Here is a 20,104-nt window from a genome sequence, read left to right as displayed (position 1 = left end):
CATGCCCGTGCTGCGTAACCGTCTGCTCCACTTGCTGATTCTCTCCCTTGGTCATCGTTTATACGCTCCTTGCCATGCACTATTTTCAATTCATCTCAGCAGCAGCCTCTACTTTACTGGGATTTATCTCCGGGCGCAGCGGAACGGTCTGCGCTAACGCAAACCGTCCCTGTGACATCACCCCGAAAGGCTGCCTTATATATTTTCAATCTTATTGTCCGACAAAAGCAGGCATTGACTGGGAAGAGAAGTTGATCGTCTGGAGCATTCTCAGCAGCGCCGTTACTGTATCGAGCGATGTCATACACACAACACCGTTCTCTACGGCTTCCCGGCGGATACGGAAGCCGTCGCGCTCTGGTGTCTTGCCCTTGGTCAGGGTATTGAAGACGAAGTTGGCTTGACCCCCGCGGATCAGATCGAGGATGGTCGGCTCTCCTTCATCCAGCTTGTTGACGTTCATCACGTTCAGGCCCGCTTGTTCAAGCGCAAGAGCTGTACCGCCAGTAGCAATGATTTTGTAGCCCATGGCATGGAAGCCCTTCATCAGCTCAACGGCTTCCGCCTTGTCTTTGTCCGCTACCGTAACAATGATGGCTCCGGTTGCCGGAATCTTCATGCCCGCTCCAATCAGTCCCTTATAGAGGGCTTTGGCGTAGAGCTTGTCGCGGCCCATAACTTCACCGGTCGATTTCATTTCCGGCCCGAGCGTAGGCTCTACTCTGCGCAGCTTGGCAAAAGAGAACACCGGCACTTTTACCGAAACATAGTCGCTCTCCGGCCACAGACCCTCTGTATAACCGTCCTCTTTCAGCTTGCCGCCGAGGATAATTTTGGTGGCGAGGTGAGCCATAGGAATCCCAGTCACCTTGCTCAGGAATGGAACCGTACGCGAGGAGCGCGGGTTAACCTCGATGACATACACTTCATTTTGATAGATAACGAACTGGATGTTGACCAGCCCGATGGTCTTCAGCTCTTTAGCAATTTTGATGGTGATTTCAGCAATCTTCTGCTTCAGGCCTTCGTCCAGGTACTGCGGCGGATAGACGGCGATGGAGTCACCGGAGTGAACGCCTGCGCGCTCTACATGCTCCATAATACCCGGAATAACTACGGTCTCACCGTCGCAGATGGCATCAACTTCAACCTCTTTACCAAGCATATAGCGGTCGATTAGCACCGGATGTTCCGGATTGACCTTCACCGCTTCAACCATGTAGCTCAGCAGCTCTGTATCATTGTAGACAATCTCCATCGCACGGCCGCCCAGCACGTAGGAAGGACGAACCAGAACCGGATACCCGAGCGATTGTGCGGTTTCTACAGCTTCATCAATGTTGATGACCGTCTTGCCCTTCGGCTGAGCGATATCCAGACGGGCCAGCAGTGCTTCGAATTTCTTGCGGTTCTCAGCTTCATCGATGCTCTCCAGGCTGGTGCCCAGAATATTCACACCCGCAGCAGCCAGCGGAGCGGCCAGGTTGATAGCTGTCTGTCCACCGAACTGGACAATGACGCCGATAGGATTTTCCTGAGCGATAACATTCATAACATCCTCGAAGAACAGCGGCTCAAAATACAGCCGGTCCGAGGTATTGAAATCCGTAGACACTGTCTCTGGATTGTTGTTGATAATTACTGCTTCATAGCCGGCTTTTTGAATCGCCCATACTGCATGTACGGTAGAGTAATCGAATTCGATACCCTGGCCTATCCGGATAGGACCGGAACCCAGTACAATGACCTTTTGCTTGTCGGAATGAATGACCTCATTCTCTGTTTCGTAAGTCGAGTAGTAATATGGCGTTGAGGCTTCAAATTCAGCGGCGCAGGTATCAACCATTTTGAATACCGGAACCAGTCCTTGCTGAATACGCATCACGCGGACTTCGGATTCTTTGGTCTGCTCAAGACCTGAACGACCTTCCGCCCGGATCTCGGCAATCGCCCGGTCAGTGAAGCCTTTACGCTTAGCTTGATACAGTGTTTCCGGCGACAGCGTTTCTTCGCTGCGGATCTCATCTTCAAAGTTCACTAGACCCTCGATCTTGGAGAGGAACCACCAGTCTACGCTCGTGATATCCTGAATCTCCTGCAAGCCATAACCGCGGCGGAAGGCCTCAGCGATCAGGAACAGACGCTCATCATCTGGCTTGGCGAGCCTTGTGCGAAGCACGCTGTCCTCCAGTTGCTCTGCACCCGGAAGGCGGAAACGGTGCACACCGATTTCAAGGGAACGAATAGCTTTGTGAATCGACTCTTCAAAGGTACGGCCGATCGCCATTACCTCGCCGGTTGCCTTCATCTGTGTACCCAGTTTGCGGTTCGCATAGATGAACTTGTCAAACGGCCAGCGTGGAATTTTGCTCACGATATAGTCAAGTGTCGGCTCGAAGCAGGCATAGGTCTGGCCAGTTACCGGATTTACAATTTCATCCAGCGTGTAGCCGAGGGCTATTTTGGCTGCCATCTTGGCAATCGGATAACCGGTCGCTTTCGAAGCCAGCGCCGAGGAACGGCTGACACGCGGGTTCACTTCAATCACATAATACTGGTAGCTCTGCGGATCCAGCGCGAACTGGACGTTACAGCCACCTTCGATGTTCAGGGCACGGATAATCTTCAGTGAAGCGCTGCGCAGCATCTGGTATTCCCGGTCGGACAAGGTCTGGCTTGGCGCTACGACGATACTGTCACCTGTATGCACACCAACCGGATCAAAGTTCTCCATGTTGCAGACCACGATGCAGTTATCGTTCGCATCGCGCATGACCTCATATTCTACTTCCTTCATCCCGGCGATGCTCTTCTCCACCAGGCATTGGCCGATCGGGCTGTAACGGATACCAGCCTTCACGGTTTCACGCAGTTCTTCCTCGTTGTCACAAATCCCGCCGCCAGTTCCACCCAGTGTGTAAGCGGGGCGGACGATCAGCGGGTATCCGATACCGGCTGCGAAGTCCATAGCTTCTTCCACACTGGTAATAATGGAGCTTTCCGGTACCGGCTGCTCCAGCTCGCGCATCAGTTCACGGAACAAGTCGCGGTCTTCAGCCTTTTCGATGGATTCGAGCTGTGTACCCAGCAGCTTCACGTTCTCCTTCTCCAGGACGCCAGCGCGTGCCAGTTCCACAGCCATATTCAGACCGGTCTGACCGCCAAGCGTAGGCAGCAGTCCGTCCGGACGCTCCTGGCGGATAATTGCGGTAACGAATTCAAGGGTGATCGGCTCGATATAGACCTTGTCAGCCATATTGGTATCTGTCATGATCGTGGCCGGGTTGCTGTTGATCAGTACAACCTCAACGCCTTCTTCTTTGAGGGCCTGACAGGCCTGAGTTCCGGCATAGTCGAACTCAGCGGCCTGGCCGATGACGATCGGACCGGAGCCGATCACGAGAATTTTTTTGAGCTTATCGTTCTTTGGCATGTTATAGTGCTCCTTTCACGGCTTCAAGCTGCGGTGTAATGTTCGATGCCGTGATTCTGGCATTGGCTGCAAGCTGCGCCTGGCGCGAGCTTGACGGAGTCTGAGCTTTGTGATCGGCAATCATCTGGAGGAAACGGTCGAACAAATAGCTGCTGTCGTGCGGTCCCGGTGCCGCTTCCGGATGATATTGCACCGAAAATGCGGGGTAGCGGGTATGTCTGACTCCCTCGACGGTCTTATCATTATTGTTAATGTGAGTCACTTCAAGATCTGTATTCCGCACAGATTCCTCATTTACCGTGTAGCCATGATTCTGGGAGGTGATGAAGCACCGTCCGCTTTCGAGTTCTTTGACCGGATGATTACCGCCGCGGTGGCCGAATTTAAGCTTCTCAGTATCCGCGCCGCAAGCCAGTGCGAACAATTGATGTCCCAGGCAGATGCCGAAGATTGGATATTCACCGAGCAGTTCAGAGATCGTCTGGACTGCGTAAGGCACGTCTTTCGGGTCCCCAGGGCCGTTGGACAGCTGAATTCCGTCCGGATTCAATCTACGGATCTCATCGGCAGTCACATCATGTGGTACTACAACCACATCACAGCCGCGGTTGTTCAGCTCGCGCAGAATACCTGTCTTCGCACCGTAGTCGACAAGCACGATCCGCTCCTTGTTGCCGGGACTGCTGTAGGTCTTAGTGGTAGAGGTGCGGGCCACCTGGTTACGCAGTTCTTCAATAGTGGTGTCACCCATCATTTCCATCAGCTCTTCCACACGCTTGTTGGAAGTGGTAAGAATCGCCTTCATGGTGCCGTAGTGGCGGATAATGCGGGTGAGCATCCGGGTATCAATCTCACTGATTCCGGGAATGCCATATTCCTTCAGCAAGTCATCTACGCTATATTCAGCGCGCCAGTTGCTGGGAACTTCCTCATGGCGGCGCACGACAAAGCCGTGCACGAATGGACGCACAGATTCAAAATCATCGCGTGTGATGCCATAGTTTCCGATCAGCGGATAAGTCATGGTCACGATCTGGCCGCAGTAGGAAGGGTCTGACAGCACCTCCTGATAACCTGTAATCCCTGTGTTAAAAACAACCTCGCCCGTCTTTTCACCTTCCGCACCAAATGCGGTACCTGTGAACAGCGTTCCGTCCTGAAGCAGCAATCTCGCCTGCATTTCCTTCCACTCCTTCTTGTTTCTGTAGTCTGGTTCTTATGTCTTGCTGGATTTCCGGAGCAAGCGCGCGAAAATACCGCCGTATGTTATACCCTGACCCCATACAGCCGGCAGCTTCGCTCTACCAGTCCGTCCGTTATTCTTCAGTCCATACGGCTTTGCCGTTCACCCATGTCTTAACCGGCCAGCCTTTAAGCTTCCAACCGGCAAAAGGAGTATTGCGTCCTTTGCTGGCAAACGAAGCGGGATTCACTTCTTTTTCGTCCGTTAGATCAATCAGTGTCAAATCTGCCGGTAATCCAACCGTCAGACTGCCTGTATTCAGCCGGAATACCCGGGCCGGATCAGCCGTCATACGTTGTACAAGCAGTGACAGATCCCATTTGCCTGTGGCTACAAATGCCGTATACAGCAGCGGAAACGCTGTCTCAAAACCAACGATGCCGAAAGGCGCAAGCTGCATGCCTTTAGCCTTTTCTTCTTCGCTGTGCGGTGCATGGTCGGTGACGATGATATCCAGCGTACCGTCCAGCAGACCTGCGATACAAGCTTCCACATCACGGCGTGAGCGCAGCGGCGGGTTCATTTTCCAATTGGCGTCCATGCCCGGAATATCCTCTTCCGAGAGCAGCAGATGATGCGGACATACCTCTGCAGTTACCTTAATGCCAATCTCCTTGGCCTGCCGGATAAGGCGGACAGATTGCTCTGTACTGACATGGCAGACATGGTAGTGTACCCCTGTTGCTTCAGCGAGCAGAATATCACGTCCGACATGAATGGCCTCCGATTCATTCGGAATTCCTTTCAAACCGTGCTTATCGGCAAAAGTTCCCTCAGCGACCGCGCAGCCCTCCACCAGCGAATTGTCTTCGCAGTGGGCAATAACCGGCATATCCAGTCCAGCCGCGATTTTCATTGCATCCTTCATCATCTGAGCGCTCTGTACGCCTACACCGTCATCCGTGAACCCAATCGCCCCAGCCTCTTTCAAGGCGGCAAAATCAGTCAGCTCGCGCCCGAGCTCATTTTTCGTAATTGCTGCATAAGGCAGCACCTTCACCAGTCCAGCTTCATCCGCTTTATCCTTCACGAACTTCACAACTTCAGGACTATCTGTTACAGGACGGGTATTCGGCATGCAGGCAATAGTGGTAAAACCGCCCTTGGCAGCTGAACGTGCTCCTGTCTCAATAGTCTCCTTATGTTCAAAACCAGGTTCCCGCAGATGCACATGCATATCGATCAATCCCGGAATCAGCAGCTTGCCTTCCGCCTCAATGATCTCACCGGCTTCGTCTAAGACCTCGTTGTCGTTCTTGATGGCTGTGATGAGTCCATCCTGGACTACGATATGTTTGCGCTCTAGCACGCCTTTCTCATTCAGTACACTGGCGTTCTTGATGATCACGGTTATGATTCTCCTTCTACCCGCAGGCGATCGGCCCCGAGCTCTGTAGTTATTATATAATAAAAATTCATCTTTGTGTATATTTATTAATAAGATTGTGTCAGGTTTTTTAGAGGATGGCTCTTTCCATAACCGCCATACGTACAGGTACGCCATTCGCCATCTGAGGAAAAATCCGCGACTTGTCACTCTCCACAACAGCATCGTCAATTTCGACATTCCGGTTCACCGGTGCAGGGTGCATGATGATGGTACTCTTGTCCAGCTTCGCGGCACGCTCTTCCGTAAGTCCGAACTGTCTCCGGTATTCTTCCGGCGATAGCAGGATACCTGAAGCATGGCGTTCCAGCTGAACACGCAGCATCATGACCACATCCGCCTTGAGTGCTTCTTCCATGGTTACATAAGGCGCATACTCCGCAAGCTCAGGAGCCTTCATGTTATCCGGTGCGCAGAACTGCACCTTAGCTCCCATCTTCGTCAATCCCCAGAGGTTCGAGCGGGCCACACGGCTATGCATAATATCCCCGATAATCGATACTTTAAGGCCCTTCAGCTCGCCAAAATTTTTGTTCATCGTATACAGATCCAGCAGCGCCTGTGTGGGATGCTCGTTATTGCCGTCCCCCGCATTGATCAGCGGGATGGATACCTTCTCTGCCAGTTGCTGCAGCACCCCTGCAGGCTTCATACGCACAACTCCGGCGTCAATCCCCATGGACTCAAGAGTGCGTACAGTGTCGTAGATCGATTCGCCTTTTTCCACACTGGAAGCCGCAGCCGTGAAGTTAAGCACCTGGACACCCAGCCGTTTCTCAGCCATTTCGAAGGAAAACCGGGTACGTGTACTGTTCTCAAAAAACATGTTGGCCACAAAATGCGATCTCAGCACAGGTGTCAGCTTCTCGGTTTGATTATCCCAGTACGCCGTTCTGTTCAAAAGCTGCATAATTTCTGTCCGGTCCAGCTCCTTAATTCCCAGCAGACTGCGTTCCTTCACCTTGGTTGCGGTCATCATTGTTATCGTTCCTCCCGGTTGGAAATAATGTAAACCTCATCCTTGCCATCAAATTCGGTCAGCGCTACTTCAATCTGCTCATGCTTGGAGGTTGGTACATTTTTGCCGATATAATCCGGCCGGATGGGAAGCTCGCGGTGTCCACGGTCTGCAAGAACTGCCAGCTGGATCATCCGTGGCCGTCCGCAATCCATCAATGCATCCATCGCAGCCCGGATCGTCCGGCCGGTATAGAGCACATCATCGAACAAAATTACTTTCTTGTCGTGGATGCCGCTGGAGCCGGCCGGGAGGGTCAGATTACTGTTCACCACCGTGCGGTCCATGGCTTCGCGGTTGTCACCGCCGCCTTCACGGTCATCGCGGTAATGCGTAATATCCAGCTCTCCATAAGGAATCTCGATCCCCTCAATCTCCTTGATGCGTTCCGCGATTCGCTGCGCTAGGTACACTCCGCGTGTCCGGATTCCCACCAGCAGGCAATTCTCAATCCCTTTGTTCTTCTCCAAAATCTCATGGGCAATGCGTGACAGCGCCCGGCGGATTGCCGTTTCGTCCATAATCACATTTTTCTCAGTAACCATCATCCCTGCCATCCTCCTGCTTGATCGCCTGTTCAAGTTCCCGGATAACAAAAAACTCCTTGCCCGAAACAGGCAAGGAGTGAAATCCGCAGATTCAAAAAGATGGCGTGTCCGCGCGTATATAAAGACCCTCCGTACACATACGGATTCCTCTTTACATGTCGCGAACCTCGATTCACGTTACCTTGCCAGCCTCACGGGACTGAATTAAAGGCGCATATTCAACTAAAGGAATTATGACAGATGTTACGGCGGGTGTCAAATGGGAGAAATTTATATTAAGGTGGCAGCCGTAACTACGGTGAATATTTGGACTTTCGGCCGCTGTTAGGTTTGGATTTCCTGATTTGATTCCGCTGTCTGCGTTAGAAATCCAAACCTAAAGGCGGACGCTCTCGCTCCTACAGTTCCAAACTTCCCCTTCGCTACTCCCACTTTAAAATAAAGTTTATAAGTAGTGGTAAAAAAATCGCCAGCTTCTTATTTAACGAAGCTGACGGTGATTAACAGCAGAAGCAGAACAGGAGTGCTGTCTACGATTGGCATAATCTAAGCATTTCCATGGCTCGGGGCAATATCCGTGTTTAAAGATGCTGAGAGCGATCGTATTTGTGATAAGGCCTAGTAGCTGGGATAGTCAATGGGTGAAAATGCTGCATATAAAACATAATATACTGATAAAAGTTGAGCTCAGATCAAAATTGTTGTATGAAATGCAGCATTACCAGCTGTTCAAACACAAATACGTTGAGAATGTTGCATTACGTGCAGGATATGCACATAATCGTCACTCTCAGCGCAACAAAGTTGTATTCTATGCAGGAATTTCTACCAAAGTTAACAGGGTCACACATCGAGAAAATAGATGAACAGAGCCTGTTTCAGTGAAGACTTAGTTGATCCACAAAGTACAGTTTCCCCGGGAACATATTAAGTCTGAACTGACGCAAAAAAGCCGCCGCAGATTTCTCTGCAGCGGCTTACCGAAATCCATTCAATTAAAACTCAAATTCAACGTCGCTAAGGCGTCTTTGAATTTCGGAGATGACGCGTTTCTCTTCTTCTTCGCCTTTGGCGATGAAGGTTACGGAGAACCGTACGAACGGGCCAGCATCATCCCAAGGCACAGTAGAAATCAGCTTCTCGCGGATGAGGAACTGCGAGAAGTCCTCGCCGGATTCAAAACGGCGACCGTCCTTGATCCCTTTTGGAGCCGCCACATAAAGGAAGAAAGATCCTTTTGGTTTCTCTGCGGAGAAGCCAAGGCTATTCAGGGCGTCTACCAGCATGTTGTGGCGGCGCGAATACTTCGCGGCAATCGCTTCGGTAATCTCAGGGTGAGCGAGACCGTAGGCTGCTGCCTTTTGAATAGCAATGAATTGACCGGAGTCATTATTATCCTTCACATCACTGAAGGCTTTGACTACCAGAGGATTCCCGGCAACGAATCCGATTCTCCATCCGGTCATGTTGTACGACTTGGACAGGGAGTGAAGTTCAACGCCGACATCCTTAGCGCCTGGTACAGACAAGAAGCTGAGCGGCTTCACGCCGTCATAGGTCAATGCAGCGTATGGAGCATCATGGATTACAACTACATCATATTTCTTGGCCCAAGCTACAACTTCGCTGAAGAACTCAGGGGTCGCACTAGCACCCGTAGGGTTATTAGGATAGTTCAGGTAGAGCAGCTTTGCCTTGCGGGCAACATCATCAGGAATGGAGTTCAGGTCCGGCAGGAAGTTGTTCTCCTTCTTGAGCTCCACCGTGAATACTTGTCCACCCAGATACTTGGTATGGGTACCCAGTACCGGATAGCCCGGAACCGTCATGATTGTAATATCACCCGGATTAATGAAGCAGGACGGCAGCATGGCCAGCGCCGGCTTCGAACCAATGGAGTGTACCACTTCGGTTACAGGATCAATACCGTCTACACTGAAAACTTCCTTAAGATAAGCTGCGGCTGCGGCTTTGAACTCAGGAATTCCGTTATCTGCATATCCGCGGTTTTCTTCTTTGGCTGCTTCGACAGCAAGCTTGGCAATAATGCCTTCGTCTGCCATTTCGTCCGGCTCACCAACACCCATATCAATTAGCTCAATATTCGGAAAATCCTGTTTCGCCGATGCCTTGGCGCGTTTGATTTTCTCGAATTTGTATATAGCTGTATCTTTACCGTAGTTCGCTCCGCCGATGCGGTCCGCAAAATTAGTCTGAATGAAGGTATTCTGATATTGTTCAATACTCATATTCTTAATCTCATCTCCTGGCTGGTTATTAAAATAAGTACAGTGAAACCGTTCCTGCTTGATTCCATGTTCTAAATATGCCGCAAAGCCGATATCAAAACCATGGATTTATAGTCAGTTGATTTGTACTTATCTGCTCCGTAATGCAAAAAGCAGTTCTTCCATATCCGCCGGAATTGGCGCACTATATTCCATATATTCACCGGAAGAAGGATGCACAAATCCCAGGATAGCGGCATGAAGAGCTTGTCCGTTCATGGTAGTCCCTTTGCTGCGTCCATAGATCGGATCTCCGACCAGCGGATGACCGATAAACTTCATATGCACGCGAATCTGATGGGTCCGCCCGGTCTCCAGCTGAAGCTCCAGCAGCGTATAATCCCCCAAACGCTCCAATACTGTAAAATGGGTCACAGAACGTTTGCTGTTCTTCTCGGTTACGGTATAGAGCTTACGGTCATGCGGATCACGGCCAATCGGAGCATCCACCGTACCCTGGTCATGGGACAAATTCCCGTGCACTACAGCTATGTAGCGGCGGGTTACAGTATGTTCCTTAAGCTGGGCTGCTAGCGAAGCGTGAGCGGCGTCATTTTTGGCGACCATAATGAGTCCGGAGGTATCCTTGTCAATACGGTGCACAATGCCCGGACGAATCTCTCCGTTAATACCCGACAGGTCTTTGCAATGGTACATCAGCGCATTGACCAGAGTCCCTGACGGATGACCCACTGCAGGATGGACAACCATTCCGCGCGGTTTGTTCACAACGATAACATCACTGTCTTCATACGCCACTTCAAGCGGAATATCTTCAGCAATGAGGTCTGTGACCTCCGCTTCCGGTACGGTGACGCCAACCACATCACCCTCATTCAGCTTGTAATTGGCTTTGACCGGAGAACCGTTAACCGTTACATGTCCGCCGCTGATCCATAGCTGCACCTGTGAGCGGGAAACTTCTTCTTCCCAGGACTCTGTTATATATTTATCAATCCGTTCCCGGGCATTCTCGCCGGCAACAGTCCATTCAGTGACGTCCTTATCTTCCTCGAAGGCGCCGGTTGCCGCCTGCTCATTGACGTCTTTATTCAAATCATTCATTCCCTTCCTTAACTTCCTTGGATTCCTTCACTTCGGTGATTTCATCTCCGCTCTTCATATCCCGCAGTGTATCCAGAATAATCAGCGCCACACCTACAACAATGCAAGAGTCGGCTACGTTAAAGATTGGAAAGGTGTAGCTGCCGAAATTGAACATCAGGAAGTCAACAACCTCTCCGTTCAGCAGCCGGTCCAAAAAATTGCCTACAGCTCCGCCAAGCACCAGTGCAAGTGCGGTGGGCAGCAGCTTGCGGGTCGCTCTGGCTTTGTTCAAATACCAGACGATTCCGGCCACCACAATGACGGTAATCAGAAAAAAGAACCATTGCTGTCCCTGAAGAATACCAAAAGCCGCTCCTTGATTGCGGTGGGAGGTAATGATGAAAAAATCCTTGATTACCGGAATCTGCTCCGCGAGCTCCAGCCGGGTAGCAATTAAATACTTGGTACCCTGGTCCACCAAAAATACGATTAGCGCTATCAGATAGTACACCACAGAAGTTGTCACTCCGTTCTTATTTTCCCCGCTGAAAGCGGTACGAATACTGTATAAAGACTTGTATATTGTAGCACAGGCCTCAAGAAGCCGTCTATTGCCAGGACAGGGCTCGGCACTCCAAACCGGGGAGGATTTGCCATCGTTAAAATAGCATCTCTCCGGTCAACCTATTCAAGAAGCATCCGGCTTGATTGAGAACGGACGATGCTAAGGAAGCGATACGAAAGGAGCTAACACCCATGAGCCATCTGCCGGCGGAGCAGCTCTCGAAGCTGCGGGCTGCGGTCATTCAGCAGCGGGAAGATATTGAACATAGATTAAAAAATAATGCGCACTACGGGCTACAGGACTCCATGCGTGACATGACGGGAGACCTTACGGAGATCGACAACCATCCGGGCGACGCCGCCACGGAGCTGTACCACCGTTCTATGGATATTTCGCTTCTGGAGCGTGATGAGCATGAACTCGATGACATCGATGCTGCCCTGGCTGCCATGGACGAAGGAACCTATGGAATCTGTGCCGTCTGCGGCGAAGACATTCCTCTGGAACGTTTGAATGCCGTACCGCTTACCCGCTTTTGCAAAGAGCATAATCCCCGCCAAAGCGCACCTTTCACTAGACCTGCGGAAGAGGAATTTCTATCCCCCCCGTTTGGGCGCACCAGTCTGGATGAACGTGAGCAGAACGGGTTCGACGGTGAAGATGCCTGGCAGATTGTGGAGAGCTGGGGCAGCTCCAATTCACCCGCCATGGCCGAGGGAAATGACATTTCCTCTTATAACGATATGGAGATTGAAGCAGATGAAACCGAGGGCTTCGTGGAGCCTTGGGAGAATTTCATCGCCACTGATATTGCCGGGAATCATATGACTGTCATTAAGGGATCAAGCTACCGTCATTATATGGACAGTGAAGAAGGAAGCTATCTGCTTGATCCACAAGGCAAAAAAGAAAGAGAGTAGCCCCGTGCTGCTCTTTTTTCCTTTTCCAGGCATATTCTTTCTTAGAAAGTCTTCAGTTCGAGCTGATGCTGAACAATCCGTACGATATCTGCAATATAATCACCGATAATCGGCAGATTGAGCGCTCCAAGAACCTGAAGCACATAAATAATGGTCGCGGCAAAAAAAGTAAAACCAAGCGCGATCCCCAGTCCCCGCGCCGTTCCTGAGAGGATATTCAGCCAAATCAGACGCCAGGGTGAATTCAGGAGCTGCGTATACTCTGCAATGCGCGCCTTCTCCATCTGCTGGACCAATCCCGAAGTCAGCCGGTATACGGCATTCAGCTTTTCTTCCTGCGGAAGGTCATGAGGGTCCCGCTTCCATTCTGGAATATCCTTAATGTCTTTCGTATTACTACCGGTTCCTGATGTTCTGATGGAGATTCTTCCGGTCTTCCCGAACCGGTGCTTGTCCTCTTGCCGTCCCTCCATAGCATTGGCTCCTCCCTAGCGTCACTAAAGGGTCAACACACGAAACGAGCCCGGTCAAAAGAGAGAAGACTCTCCTTAAGTACCGGGCTCGTCATTGTGCTGCTAACCCCTAGAACCTTTTCCTTTGCCGCTAGTATATGCCATTTAAGGACAGGTAATGCAAGGCTTTAGATTTCGAGGTGAATTCCGATCGATTTGCCGCCGGCATCTACAGTCTCAAAGGTATATTCCCCATCAAAATCAACCGTAGTTACAAGCACATTCTCACGCAGTACATGTTCAAAAGCCGTGACTGCAGCCTTGAGCTCGTCGTCTACCTTGAGTGTCAGCGCGATCCGTTTTTCGATCGGCAGATCGAGGCGTTTGCGGTAATCCTGCACTGCACGCACGATCTCGCGTACCCAGCCTTCCTGCACCAGTTCAGGCGTGATCTCTGTATTCAGCGCTACAGTGAGCCCGTACCCGGATGCCGAAGCAAAGCCTGGTTTGGCCTGTTTCTCCACAAGCAGCTCTTCAGCGGTAATCTGAAGTTCTTCCCCTTCCGGAGAGACAATGGCGATAACGCCATCCTGAACCGTTTTACGAGTAGCCTCGCTGTCGAGTGCTTTCAGGAAGCCCTGGAGGAAGCCGACGTTTTTACCGTATTTTTTCCCGGCCACCTTAAGGTTAAGCTTCAAGGTAAAATCTACAAATCCGCTGTCGCTGTGCTCCACCACAATCTCTTTTACGTTGATCTCTTCCTTGATGATCTCTTCATAATCCGCCACATGGAAGCTGCGGTCGATGGATACAATCAGTTCGGACAACGGCTGACGCGTCTTGATGCCCGACTCGTTACGAACGTTACGGGCCAGCTCAACGATTTGTCTTGCGTTCTCCATGTCCTGTTCCAGTTCCAGATCAATTAGACTCTTATCTGCCACAGGATAGTCAACCAAATGTACGCTTTCGCCCCCGCCCAGGTTCGTAAAGATATCCTCGGACAGCATCGGTGTAAATGGCGCCATCAGTGTAGCTGTGGTCAGCAGAACATGCGTCAGTGTGCGGTAAGCGTCAAGCTTCTCTTCACCCAAACCGCTACCCCAGAAACGGTCACGGGAACGACGGATATACCAGTTGCTCAGCTCATCCACAAAATTCTCAACCGCCTTGGACGTATTGACGAAATCGTTAACGGCCAAGCCCTTATCTACAACCAGAATCAAGCTGTTCAAACGGGAAAGAATCCAGCGGTCCAGCTTATGCTCCGATACTTTGAACGGGTGATCCGCCGGATCGTAACCGTCGATGCCGGCATACAGCGTAAGGAATGCATGGGTATTGACCAGCGTATCCACAACTTTGGATTTGGTCTCTCCCACCAAGCCGCGCGAGAAGCGTTTGTTGTTCCATGGCGCGCTGTCGGAGAGAATTGCCCAGCGGAATGCATCTGTACCGTATTCGTTCATGATCTCCCAAGGGTCGATGACATTGCCTTTGGATTTGGACATTTTTTGACCATTCTCATCGAAGATGTGGCCGTGGGCAATGACTGCTTTGTAAGGTGCTTTGCCCGTAAACAACGTCGACACGGCGAGCAAGCTGTAGAACCATCCGCGTGTCTGGTCAATCCCTTCGCAGATCATATCCGCCGGATACTGATCCTCGAATCTGTCTTCATTCTCAAACGGATAGTGGCTCTGGGCGAACGGCATCGAGCCGCTATCGAACCATACGTCAATCACCTCGGAGGTACGCACCATGACTCCGCCTTCGCTGAACGGACTGCGCAGCTTAATATTATCCACGTAAGGCTTGTGCAGTTCAATATCCTCTGCCACTTCGCCTATAGCCATCGATCTCAGCTCAGCAATGCTGTGCGGTGCGAACTCTTTACCCGTATCCTGGCAGACCCAGATATTCAGTGGAGTTCCCCAATAGCGGTTACGGCTGATGTTCCAGTCGACCAGTTCTTCCAGGAATTTACCGAAGCGGCCATCACGCACATGATCCGGGTACCAATCCACAGAATTATTATTTGCGATGAGCTGGTCCTTGATGGCAGTGGTCTGGATGAACCAGCTGTCTGTCGCATAGTAGAGCAGAGGAGTATCGCAGCGCCAGCAGAACGGGTAGCTGTGCTCGTATTTCTCCTTGTTGTACAGCAGTCCTTTTTCGGAGAGCACCTTCACAATATCAAGATCACAATCCTTCACAAACCGTCCGGCAAAATCAGATACCACATCCGTATATTTCCCGGAGGTATCCACCACATTTACGAAGCTGATGCCATTCTCGCGGCAGCTCTTATAGTCATCTTCCCCATGTGCCGGCGCCATGTGTACGATCCCGGTACCGCTGGAATCCGTAACAAAAGATGCCCCTACAATTACATTGTGTTTCTCCGCCTTGATGTAATTGAACGGAGGTGTGTAGCTCTGTCCGATGAAATCCGTGCCCTTATGGGTAGACAGGATAGTGTAATCACCCTTCAGTACTTCTTCAACCAGATTCTTCGCTAGCACATATACGCCATCTTCCTGCTGGGCACGTACATATTCCATATCCGGGTTCATCGCCAGCGCCATGTGTGCCGGAAGGGTCCAAGGTGTAGTCGTCCAGGCCAATACATAATCCCCGCTGCCCTCCAGCTTGAACTTAGCTGTTGCACTGAGGTCTTTGACCGTCTTATAGCCTTGCGCCACTTCATGCGAGCTGAGTGTAGTCTGGCAACTTGGGCAATATGGGCTTACACGGTGACCACGGTACAACAGACCTTTCTCATGGACCGTAGCGAGGATGTTCCATACACTTTCAATGTAGGTATTGTCCAAAGTGACATAAGGATTATCAAGATCGGTCCAGTAGCCGATGGCTTCCGTGAACTCGCGCCATTGCTTCTCATATCCGAAGACACTATCCTTACACTCTTTGATAAACTTCTCCACACCATATTCTTCAATCTCCTGCTTCCCGGAGATTCCCAGCTTCTTCTGTACACCGAGTTCTACCGGAAGGCCGTGAGTATCCCAGCCTGCCTTACGCACCACCCGGAAACCCTTCATCGTCTGATAACGACCGACAAAGTCCTTGATGACCCGGCCCAGCACGTGCCCGATATGCGGCACACCGTTAGCCGTCGGCGGACCTTCATAGAACACATAATTCGGACGGCCTTCGCGGTTCTCCATTGATCTGCGGAACGTATTTTCGTCGCTCCATTTCTTCAAAATACGGACGTCTCTGGCCCGCGCTTTTTCTTTGACATCTACTTTTTGCATCATAGGTCAATCCTTTCGTAATATATTTCGATCCCTCCCAAACCCTCCCTTAGCCAAGGGAGGGCCCCAAGGGTTTCCCCCTATGGACACCTGGAATGTTGTCTACATCCGAGGGAGTGGCAGGTTTTGATCTATTGTGGCTGTAGTGCCCGCTTGTCGCAGCAAGCGGCACGCTCTACCTCAGGCGTACCGGTCCGCGAACCCGTTCGGGCAGCGCTAGGCCGGGAGCCCTTTGTTTACTCTTTGCTCTAGCTCTTTGCTCTAGCTCTTTGTTCATGCATTTTGCTCTTATCGCATGTAAGGCCCTGCAGGCGTCCCCGCCAGGGGAGCCTAAGAAGGGCCGTTCCCCCGCCGAACAAATCCTTCCCCTTCCGCGGACGTCCATCTAATCCACGATAATCCCTTATTGCGGGTGTCCAGAGGGCGGCCAGCCCTTGGGGTCCCCCTTAGAAGGGGGATTTAGGGGGATGTCCGCCCCTAAACATAAATAAAGCGTCGCCCCGCCCCAAAAGGGGCGAGACGACGCTCGCGATACCACCCTAATTCTGCACCTCATGCACATCCTAAGGGGGAGTGTATTCAGTACAATCTCAGTTCTGCGTAATGATAGCCACGCAGGTCCGGGATAACGTCCGGCAGACGGCTTAAGCTTACGCACGTAGGGAACGCTTCAGCTTAGCTTCTAGGGGAAGATCTTCCGAGCAAGGCATGAACATCGGCTCGCAGCAATCGCCGACTCTCTGGAGAACGTTACCTTATCGTACTTGTCCCGTCATCGAATAGATATGAAAAGATTACAGATATGTTCTAGTTATAGACGTTTTAATTGTAAATGTCAATCTTGCAGACCTCTGTTCTCCGGAGCAGACGTTCCTGCTACATGAAGTATGTGACATGAACAGTCTGTTATTCAGAGTGTGTTCTCACTCACTTCACGACTCTCCAGAGCATTCCAATCATCCGTAGACAGCAATTCCAGCTGCGCTTCGAGCAGTGTGCGGAAACGGGTACGGTAGATCGACGCCTGCTTGCGCAATTCTTCCGTCTCGATCGCAACCTTGCGGGATTTGGAGAGGGCTTCGTTGATAATACGGTCGGCGTTTTTCTCTGCTTCCTTGATAATCAGCTGTGATTCCTTCTTGGAGTTATTCTTCACATCATCTGCAGCTTCCTGAGCAACAAGGATGGTCTTGGATAAACTCTCTTCGATATTCACAAAATGATCGAGCCGCTCCTGAATGGACAACAGCTGATTGTGCAGCTCCTTGTTCTCGCGGATGACGCTCTCATAATCCTTGATCACCTGATCCAGAAATTCGTTGACCTCGTCCTCATCATAACCGCGGATTCTCCGGGAGAATTCCTTGTTATGTATATCGAGCGGTGTTAATGGCATGCTGTGCACCTCCTAGAAATTTCGGACCTCATGTGCCCCTGAACCTTACTTTGTCCCAGACAAAGCAGAAAAACTGTATTTGAAGAAGAAACGGCTTAGTCCTCCAAAAAGAGGGTATCCGCTTTAACAGGAACTATAAATTAGGGATCAGGATATTACTATATGTCCTTTTGTAGCTCAAGTATACACGGATTGCCTGTTTCATCCGATGCATAATTAGGGTTTTCCTCTTTTACAAGTATCGGCGTAGAGCTCAGAAAATGTTTGTCTCCCTATAGAGATATTCAATTTCGACAAGGCCTGCCGGATTCCTGCATGAAATTCAGACAAATTTGCCAACCTGCACCCGGTAACGGCCCTTTTTGGTCAGACTCCCGATCTCCAGAACCTTGAAGCGTCCAAAACCCTGAATGGAAACCATATCTCCATCCTTGAGCCCGCAGGAAGGGTCTTCTTCTACCTTCCAGTTCACGCGGACGCGTCCGGCTTTGATGGGTGCCAGAATTTTGCTCCGGCTAAGACGGGTCACATCTGCAGCAATACCATCAAGCCGCAGCGAAGCTACCGTAAGCTCCATCTTCTCAAGCTTTACACTGCTGCTGCGAAGACTGGACAACGGTAAAATCTCCGTACTGACACTGATCCGGTGCACACCGGTCAGATTCATTGCTAAGTAATCAGCAATATCCTCAGCAACAACTACATGGCAACCATCCGGGAGCACATGGATATCGCCGATTTTACCTCTTTTGATTCCTAGGCCTAGGATCGCTCCCATATAATCGCCATGCTCTAATTCGAGGAATTTCTGTTCTCCAGAGGAAATGGCGAGCACCCTTAGCCCCATATCTTCTTCCTCAAGGTCTCTGTAATCAGGAGCTACCAATGCACGCTTCCGCTCAGCTTCTTCAGTTCCGCCCTCCCACCTTACGGTTACATCGGGATGACGATTCACTAGCGTCTGGAGAATAAAACCTTGACGGGGATCGAGAAATTCAGTCAGCTTGGTTTCATGATAATCTCCGGCAGAGGTAACCCATTCCCAGGCCTTGTCCACAAATTGCCGTTCATCGGGGTGGAAATGTCCATAAATTTCGTTCTTCATTGCAGCCGCCTAAAATACATATGCCACAATGTACTGCAATCCGTTTTTGGCAAATTCCAGCACGAACAATGCAATAATCGGGGAGATGTCGATTGTGCCGAACAACGCCGGGATGAACCGCCGGAATGGTGACAGATATGGCTCCACCAGCTTACCAAGCAGTTCACCGATGAAGCTGTCACGCACATTCGGCAACCAGGACATGAGGACATAGATAAGAATCATTACAAAGTAGATGTTGTATAGGATTTCAATAATTAGATTGATCTGGGACAAAGCCCGTTCACCTCATTCTGTTGTAGTCTTGATCCTCACCCAGAATCTCCGAAATGGTGCCTTGAATTTCAACAGTATCCGGGGTACACATGAATATATTGCCCCCAATTTTGGAGATTCCTCCTCCAAGGGCATAGACGGTTCCGCTGAGAAAATCAATGATACGCATCGCCTGGTCATTTCTGACACGCTGCAGATTAATTACCACCGTACGGTGGGCCCGGAGATGGTCGGCAATTTCCTGAGCTTCCTCATAAGAACGGGGCTCATACAATACGACTTTCACATTCTTTTGAGAATGAATACTGACGACGTTCGCCCGCTGATTTTTGCGGGTTTCTACAGGGGCGGGCTCATAGTCATCTTCCTCGCGGGATATTTGCTCCCGCTCCACAATTTCCTCTTCCTCCTGCAAGCCCAAAAAACTCATAAAACGGTTCATCACGCCCATCAATCTCCCTCCTTATGACCTACTAATACCGTCCCCAGACGCACCAGGGTGGCTCCTTCCTCTATCGCCACTTCAAAATCATTCGACATTCCCATCGACAGTTCTTGTATAGGCTCAGGTGTCAAAGCGAGCAGATTCAGCTCATCACGAAGGTCCCTTAGTCCGCGAAATACAGGACGGGTCTGCTCCGGCTCCGCTTCATAAGGTGCCATAGTCATCAGTCCGATAACCTTAACGCGGTGCAGACTGGCGATATCACGTAGAAACTCCGCCACTTCCCCAGGCGCAAGACCGAACTTCGTATCTTCTCCTGAGATATTCACCTGCAGAAAAACGTTGACGGTAAGTCCTGCCGCTTCAGCCTTTTTGTGCAGTTCACGCGCCAGTGACAAGCGGTCAAGCGAGTGTATATATTGAAATTTACCGATAACATCCTTAACCTTATTCGTCTGCAAATGTCCGATGAAATGCCAGGTGCCCTTATGTCCCAGCGCATTCCATTTCGCTTCGGCATCCTGCCAGCGGCTCTCGGCGATATCCTCTAGGCCTGCATCCAGCACAGCGGACACTGTTTCCAGAGACACATATTTCGTCACTGCGATAACCTTGACGTCCGCCGCATCCCGGCCACTTGCCGCACAGGCACGTGCTACACGTTCCTCTACCCCGGCTATTCTATCCTGCAGTGTCAAGT

16 protein-coding genes and 1 other annotated feature are annotated in these 20,104 nt (G+C 50.8%); of the genes, 1 reads left to right on the top strand and 15 read right to left on the bottom strand.

Annotated features, from left to right (window positions below; translation table 11 throughout):
• Window positions 1-211: 211 nt before the first annotated feature.
• The 8 genes from carB to lspA form a co-directional block, all read right to left on the bottom strand.
• Window positions 212-3,433, bottom strand: coding sequence for a carbamoyl-phosphate synthase large subunit (gene carB / locus AC0MA3_RS04315; protein WP_379161282.1), 3,222 nt, complete (start codon window positions 3,431-3,433; stop codon window positions 212-214).
• Window position 3,434: 1 nt separating this feature from the next.
• Window positions 3,435-4,613, bottom strand: coding sequence for a glutamine-hydrolyzing carbamoyl-phosphate synthase small subunit (carA, locus tag AC0MA3_RS04310; protein WP_379161279.1), 1,179 nt, complete (start codon window positions 4,611-4,613; stop codon window positions 3,435-3,437).
• 136 nt (window positions 4,614-4,749) lie between these two features.
• Entirely contained in the window at window positions 4,750-6,030 is a 1,281-nt protein-coding gene (locus AC0MA3_RS04305; RefSeq protein WP_474655442.1) for a dihydroorotase, read from the bottom strand.
• A gap of 103 nt (window positions 6,031-6,133) precedes the next feature.
• On the bottom strand, window positions 6,134-7,042 hold the full coding sequence (locus AC0MA3_RS04300) for an aspartate carbamoyltransferase catalytic subunit (protein WP_379161277.1): 909 nt from the start codon (window positions 7,040-7,042) through the stop codon (window positions 6,134-6,136).
• Window positions 7,043-7,044: 2 nt separating this feature from the next.
• Window positions 7,045-7,626, bottom strand: a complete 582-nt coding sequence (gene pyrR / locus AC0MA3_RS04295) for a bifunctional pyr operon transcriptional regulator/uracil phosphoribosyltransferase PyrR (RefSeq protein ID WP_379161614.1) — start codon at window positions 7,624-7,626, stop codon at window positions 7,045-7,047.
• A 998-nt stretch (window positions 7,627-8,624) separates the two neighbouring features.
• A complete protein-coding gene (locus tag AC0MA3_RS04290) occupies window positions 8,625-9,878 on the bottom strand; it encodes an LL-diaminopimelate aminotransferase (RefSeq protein ID WP_474655273.1) in 1,254 nt (417 codons plus the stop codon).
• Between the two features lie 129 nt (window positions 9,879-10,007).
• Window positions 10,008-10,982 carry an RluA family pseudouridine synthase gene (locus AC0MA3_RS04285; protein WP_474655272.1) on the bottom strand — a complete coding sequence of 325 codons (975 nt, stop codon included), beginning with the start codon at window positions 10,980-10,982 and terminating at the stop codon, window positions 10,008-10,010.
• Window positions 10,975-11,478 (bottom strand): signal peptidase II, encoded by a 504-nt coding sequence (gene lspA, locus AC0MA3_RS04280; RefSeq protein WP_379161612.1) that lies wholly within the window; start codon window positions 11,476-11,478, stop codon window positions 10,975-10,977. The genes AC0MA3_RS04285 and lspA overlap by 8 nt, the downstream gene beginning before the upstream one ends.
• A 242-nt stretch (window positions 11,479-11,720) precedes the next feature.
• Between lspA and AC0MA3_RS04275 the strand changes: the two genes are divergently transcribed.
• A complete protein-coding gene (locus AC0MA3_RS04275) occupies window positions 11,721-12,449 on the top strand; it encodes a TraR/DksA C4-type zinc finger protein (RefSeq protein ID WP_474655271.1) in 729 nt (242 codons plus the stop codon).
• Between the two features lie 41 nt (window positions 12,450-12,490).
• On the opposite strand, the gene AC0MA3_RS04270 is transcribed toward AC0MA3_RS04275, so the two are convergent.
• The 7 genes from AC0MA3_RS04270 to AC0MA3_RS04240 form a co-directional block, all read right to left on the bottom strand.
• Entirely contained in the window at window positions 12,491-12,922 is a 432-nt protein-coding gene (locus AC0MA3_RS04270; protein ID WP_474655270.1) for a DUF5665 domain-containing protein, read from the bottom strand.
• A gap of 167 nt (window positions 12,923-13,089) precedes the next feature.
• Window positions 13,090-16,182, bottom strand: coding sequence for an isoleucine--tRNA ligase (gene ileS, locus AC0MA3_RS04265; RefSeq protein WP_474655441.1), 3,093 nt, complete (start codon window positions 16,180-16,182; stop codon window positions 13,090-13,092).
• Between the two features lie 507 nt (window positions 16,183-16,689).
• Window positions 16,690-16,967, bottom strand: a binding site (T-box leader).
• A gap of 125 nt (window positions 16,968-17,092) precedes the next feature.
• Window positions 17,093-17,578, bottom strand: coding sequence for a DivIVA domain-containing protein (locus AC0MA3_RS04260; protein WP_074085638.1), 486 nt, complete (start codon window positions 17,576-17,578; stop codon window positions 17,093-17,095).
• Window positions 17,579-17,900: 322 nt separating this feature from the next.
• Window positions 17,901-18,683, bottom strand: coding sequence for a YlmH family RNA-binding protein (locus AC0MA3_RS04255; RefSeq protein WP_474655269.1), 783 nt, complete (start codon window positions 18,681-18,683; stop codon window positions 17,901-17,903).
• A 9-nt stretch (window positions 18,684-18,692) separates the two neighbouring features.
• Window positions 18,693-18,959, bottom strand: coding sequence for a YggT family protein (locus AC0MA3_RS04250; RefSeq protein WP_379161264.1), 267 nt, complete (start codon window positions 18,957-18,959; stop codon window positions 18,693-18,695).
• A 7-nt stretch (window positions 18,960-18,966) separates the two neighbouring features.
• Window positions 18,967-19,410 (bottom strand): cell division protein SepF, encoded by a 444-nt coding sequence (locus AC0MA3_RS04245; protein ID WP_379161261.1) that lies wholly within the window; start codon window positions 19,408-19,410, stop codon window positions 18,967-18,969.
• On the bottom strand, window positions 19,410-20,102 hold the full coding sequence (locus AC0MA3_RS04240; protein WP_379161256.1) for a YggS family pyridoxal phosphate-dependent enzyme: 693 nt from the start codon (window positions 20,100-20,102) through the stop codon (window positions 19,410-19,412). The genes AC0MA3_RS04245 and AC0MA3_RS04240 overlap by 1 nt, the downstream gene beginning before the upstream one ends.
• Between the last annotated feature and the right edge of the window lie 2 nt (window positions 20,103-20,104).

The organism is Paenibacillus sp. LS-5 (assembly GCF_056121505.1).
Note: the sequence above shows the minus strand (reverse complement) of the source record. Positions and strands in the feature narration are given on the sequence as shown.

What these genes read in the sequence shown, in the direction of transcription:
- ileS (WP_474655441.1), bottom strand. Translation starts at nt 16,182, where the DNA reads ATGCAAAAAGTAGATGTCAAAGAAAAAGCGCGGGCCAGAGACGTCCGT.
- carA (WP_379161279.1), bottom strand. Translation starts at nt 4,613, where the DNA reads ATGCAGGCGAGATTGCTGCTTCAGGACGGAACGCTGTTCACAGGTACC.
- AC0MA3_RS04245 (WP_379161261.1), bottom strand. Translation starts at nt 19,410, where the DNA reads ATGGGCGTGATGAACCGTTTTATGAGTTTTTTGGGCTTGCAGGAGGAA.
- AC0MA3_RS04270 (WP_474655270.1), bottom strand. Translation starts at nt 12,922, where the DNA reads ATGGAGGGACGGCAAGAGGACAAGCACCGGTTCGGGAAGACCGGAAGA.
- AC0MA3_RS04275 (WP_474655271.1), top strand. Translation starts at nt 11,721, where the DNA reads ATGAGCCATCTGCCGGCGGAGCAGCTCTCGAAGCTGCGGGCTGCGGTC.
- AC0MA3_RS04260 (WP_074085638.1), bottom strand. Translation starts at nt 17,578, where the DNA reads ATGCCATTAACACCGCTCGATATACATAACAAGGAATTCTCCCGGAGA.
- AC0MA3_RS04285 (WP_474655272.1), bottom strand. Translation starts at nt 10,982, where the DNA reads ATGAATGATTTGAATAAAGACGTCAATGAGCAGGCGGCAACCGGCGCC.
- AC0MA3_RS04255 (WP_474655269.1), bottom strand. Translation starts at nt 18,683, where the DNA reads ATGAAGAACGAAATTTATGGACATTTCCACCCCGATGAACGGCAATTT.
- carB (WP_379161282.1), bottom strand. Translation starts at nt 3,433, where the DNA reads ATGCCAAAGAACGATAAGCTCAAAAAAATTCTCGTGATCGGCTCCGGT.
- AC0MA3_RS04300 (WP_379161277.1), bottom strand. Translation starts at nt 7,042, where the DNA reads ATGATGACCGCAACCAAGGTGAAGGAACGCAGTCTGCTGGGAATTAAG.
- AC0MA3_RS04290 (WP_474655273.1), bottom strand. Translation starts at nt 9,878, where the DNA reads ATGAGTATTGAACAATATCAGAATACCTTCATTCAGACTAATTTTGCG.
- pyrR (WP_379161614.1), bottom strand. Translation starts at nt 7,626, where the DNA reads ATGGTTACTGAGAAAAATGTGATTATGGACGAAACGGCAATCCGCCGG.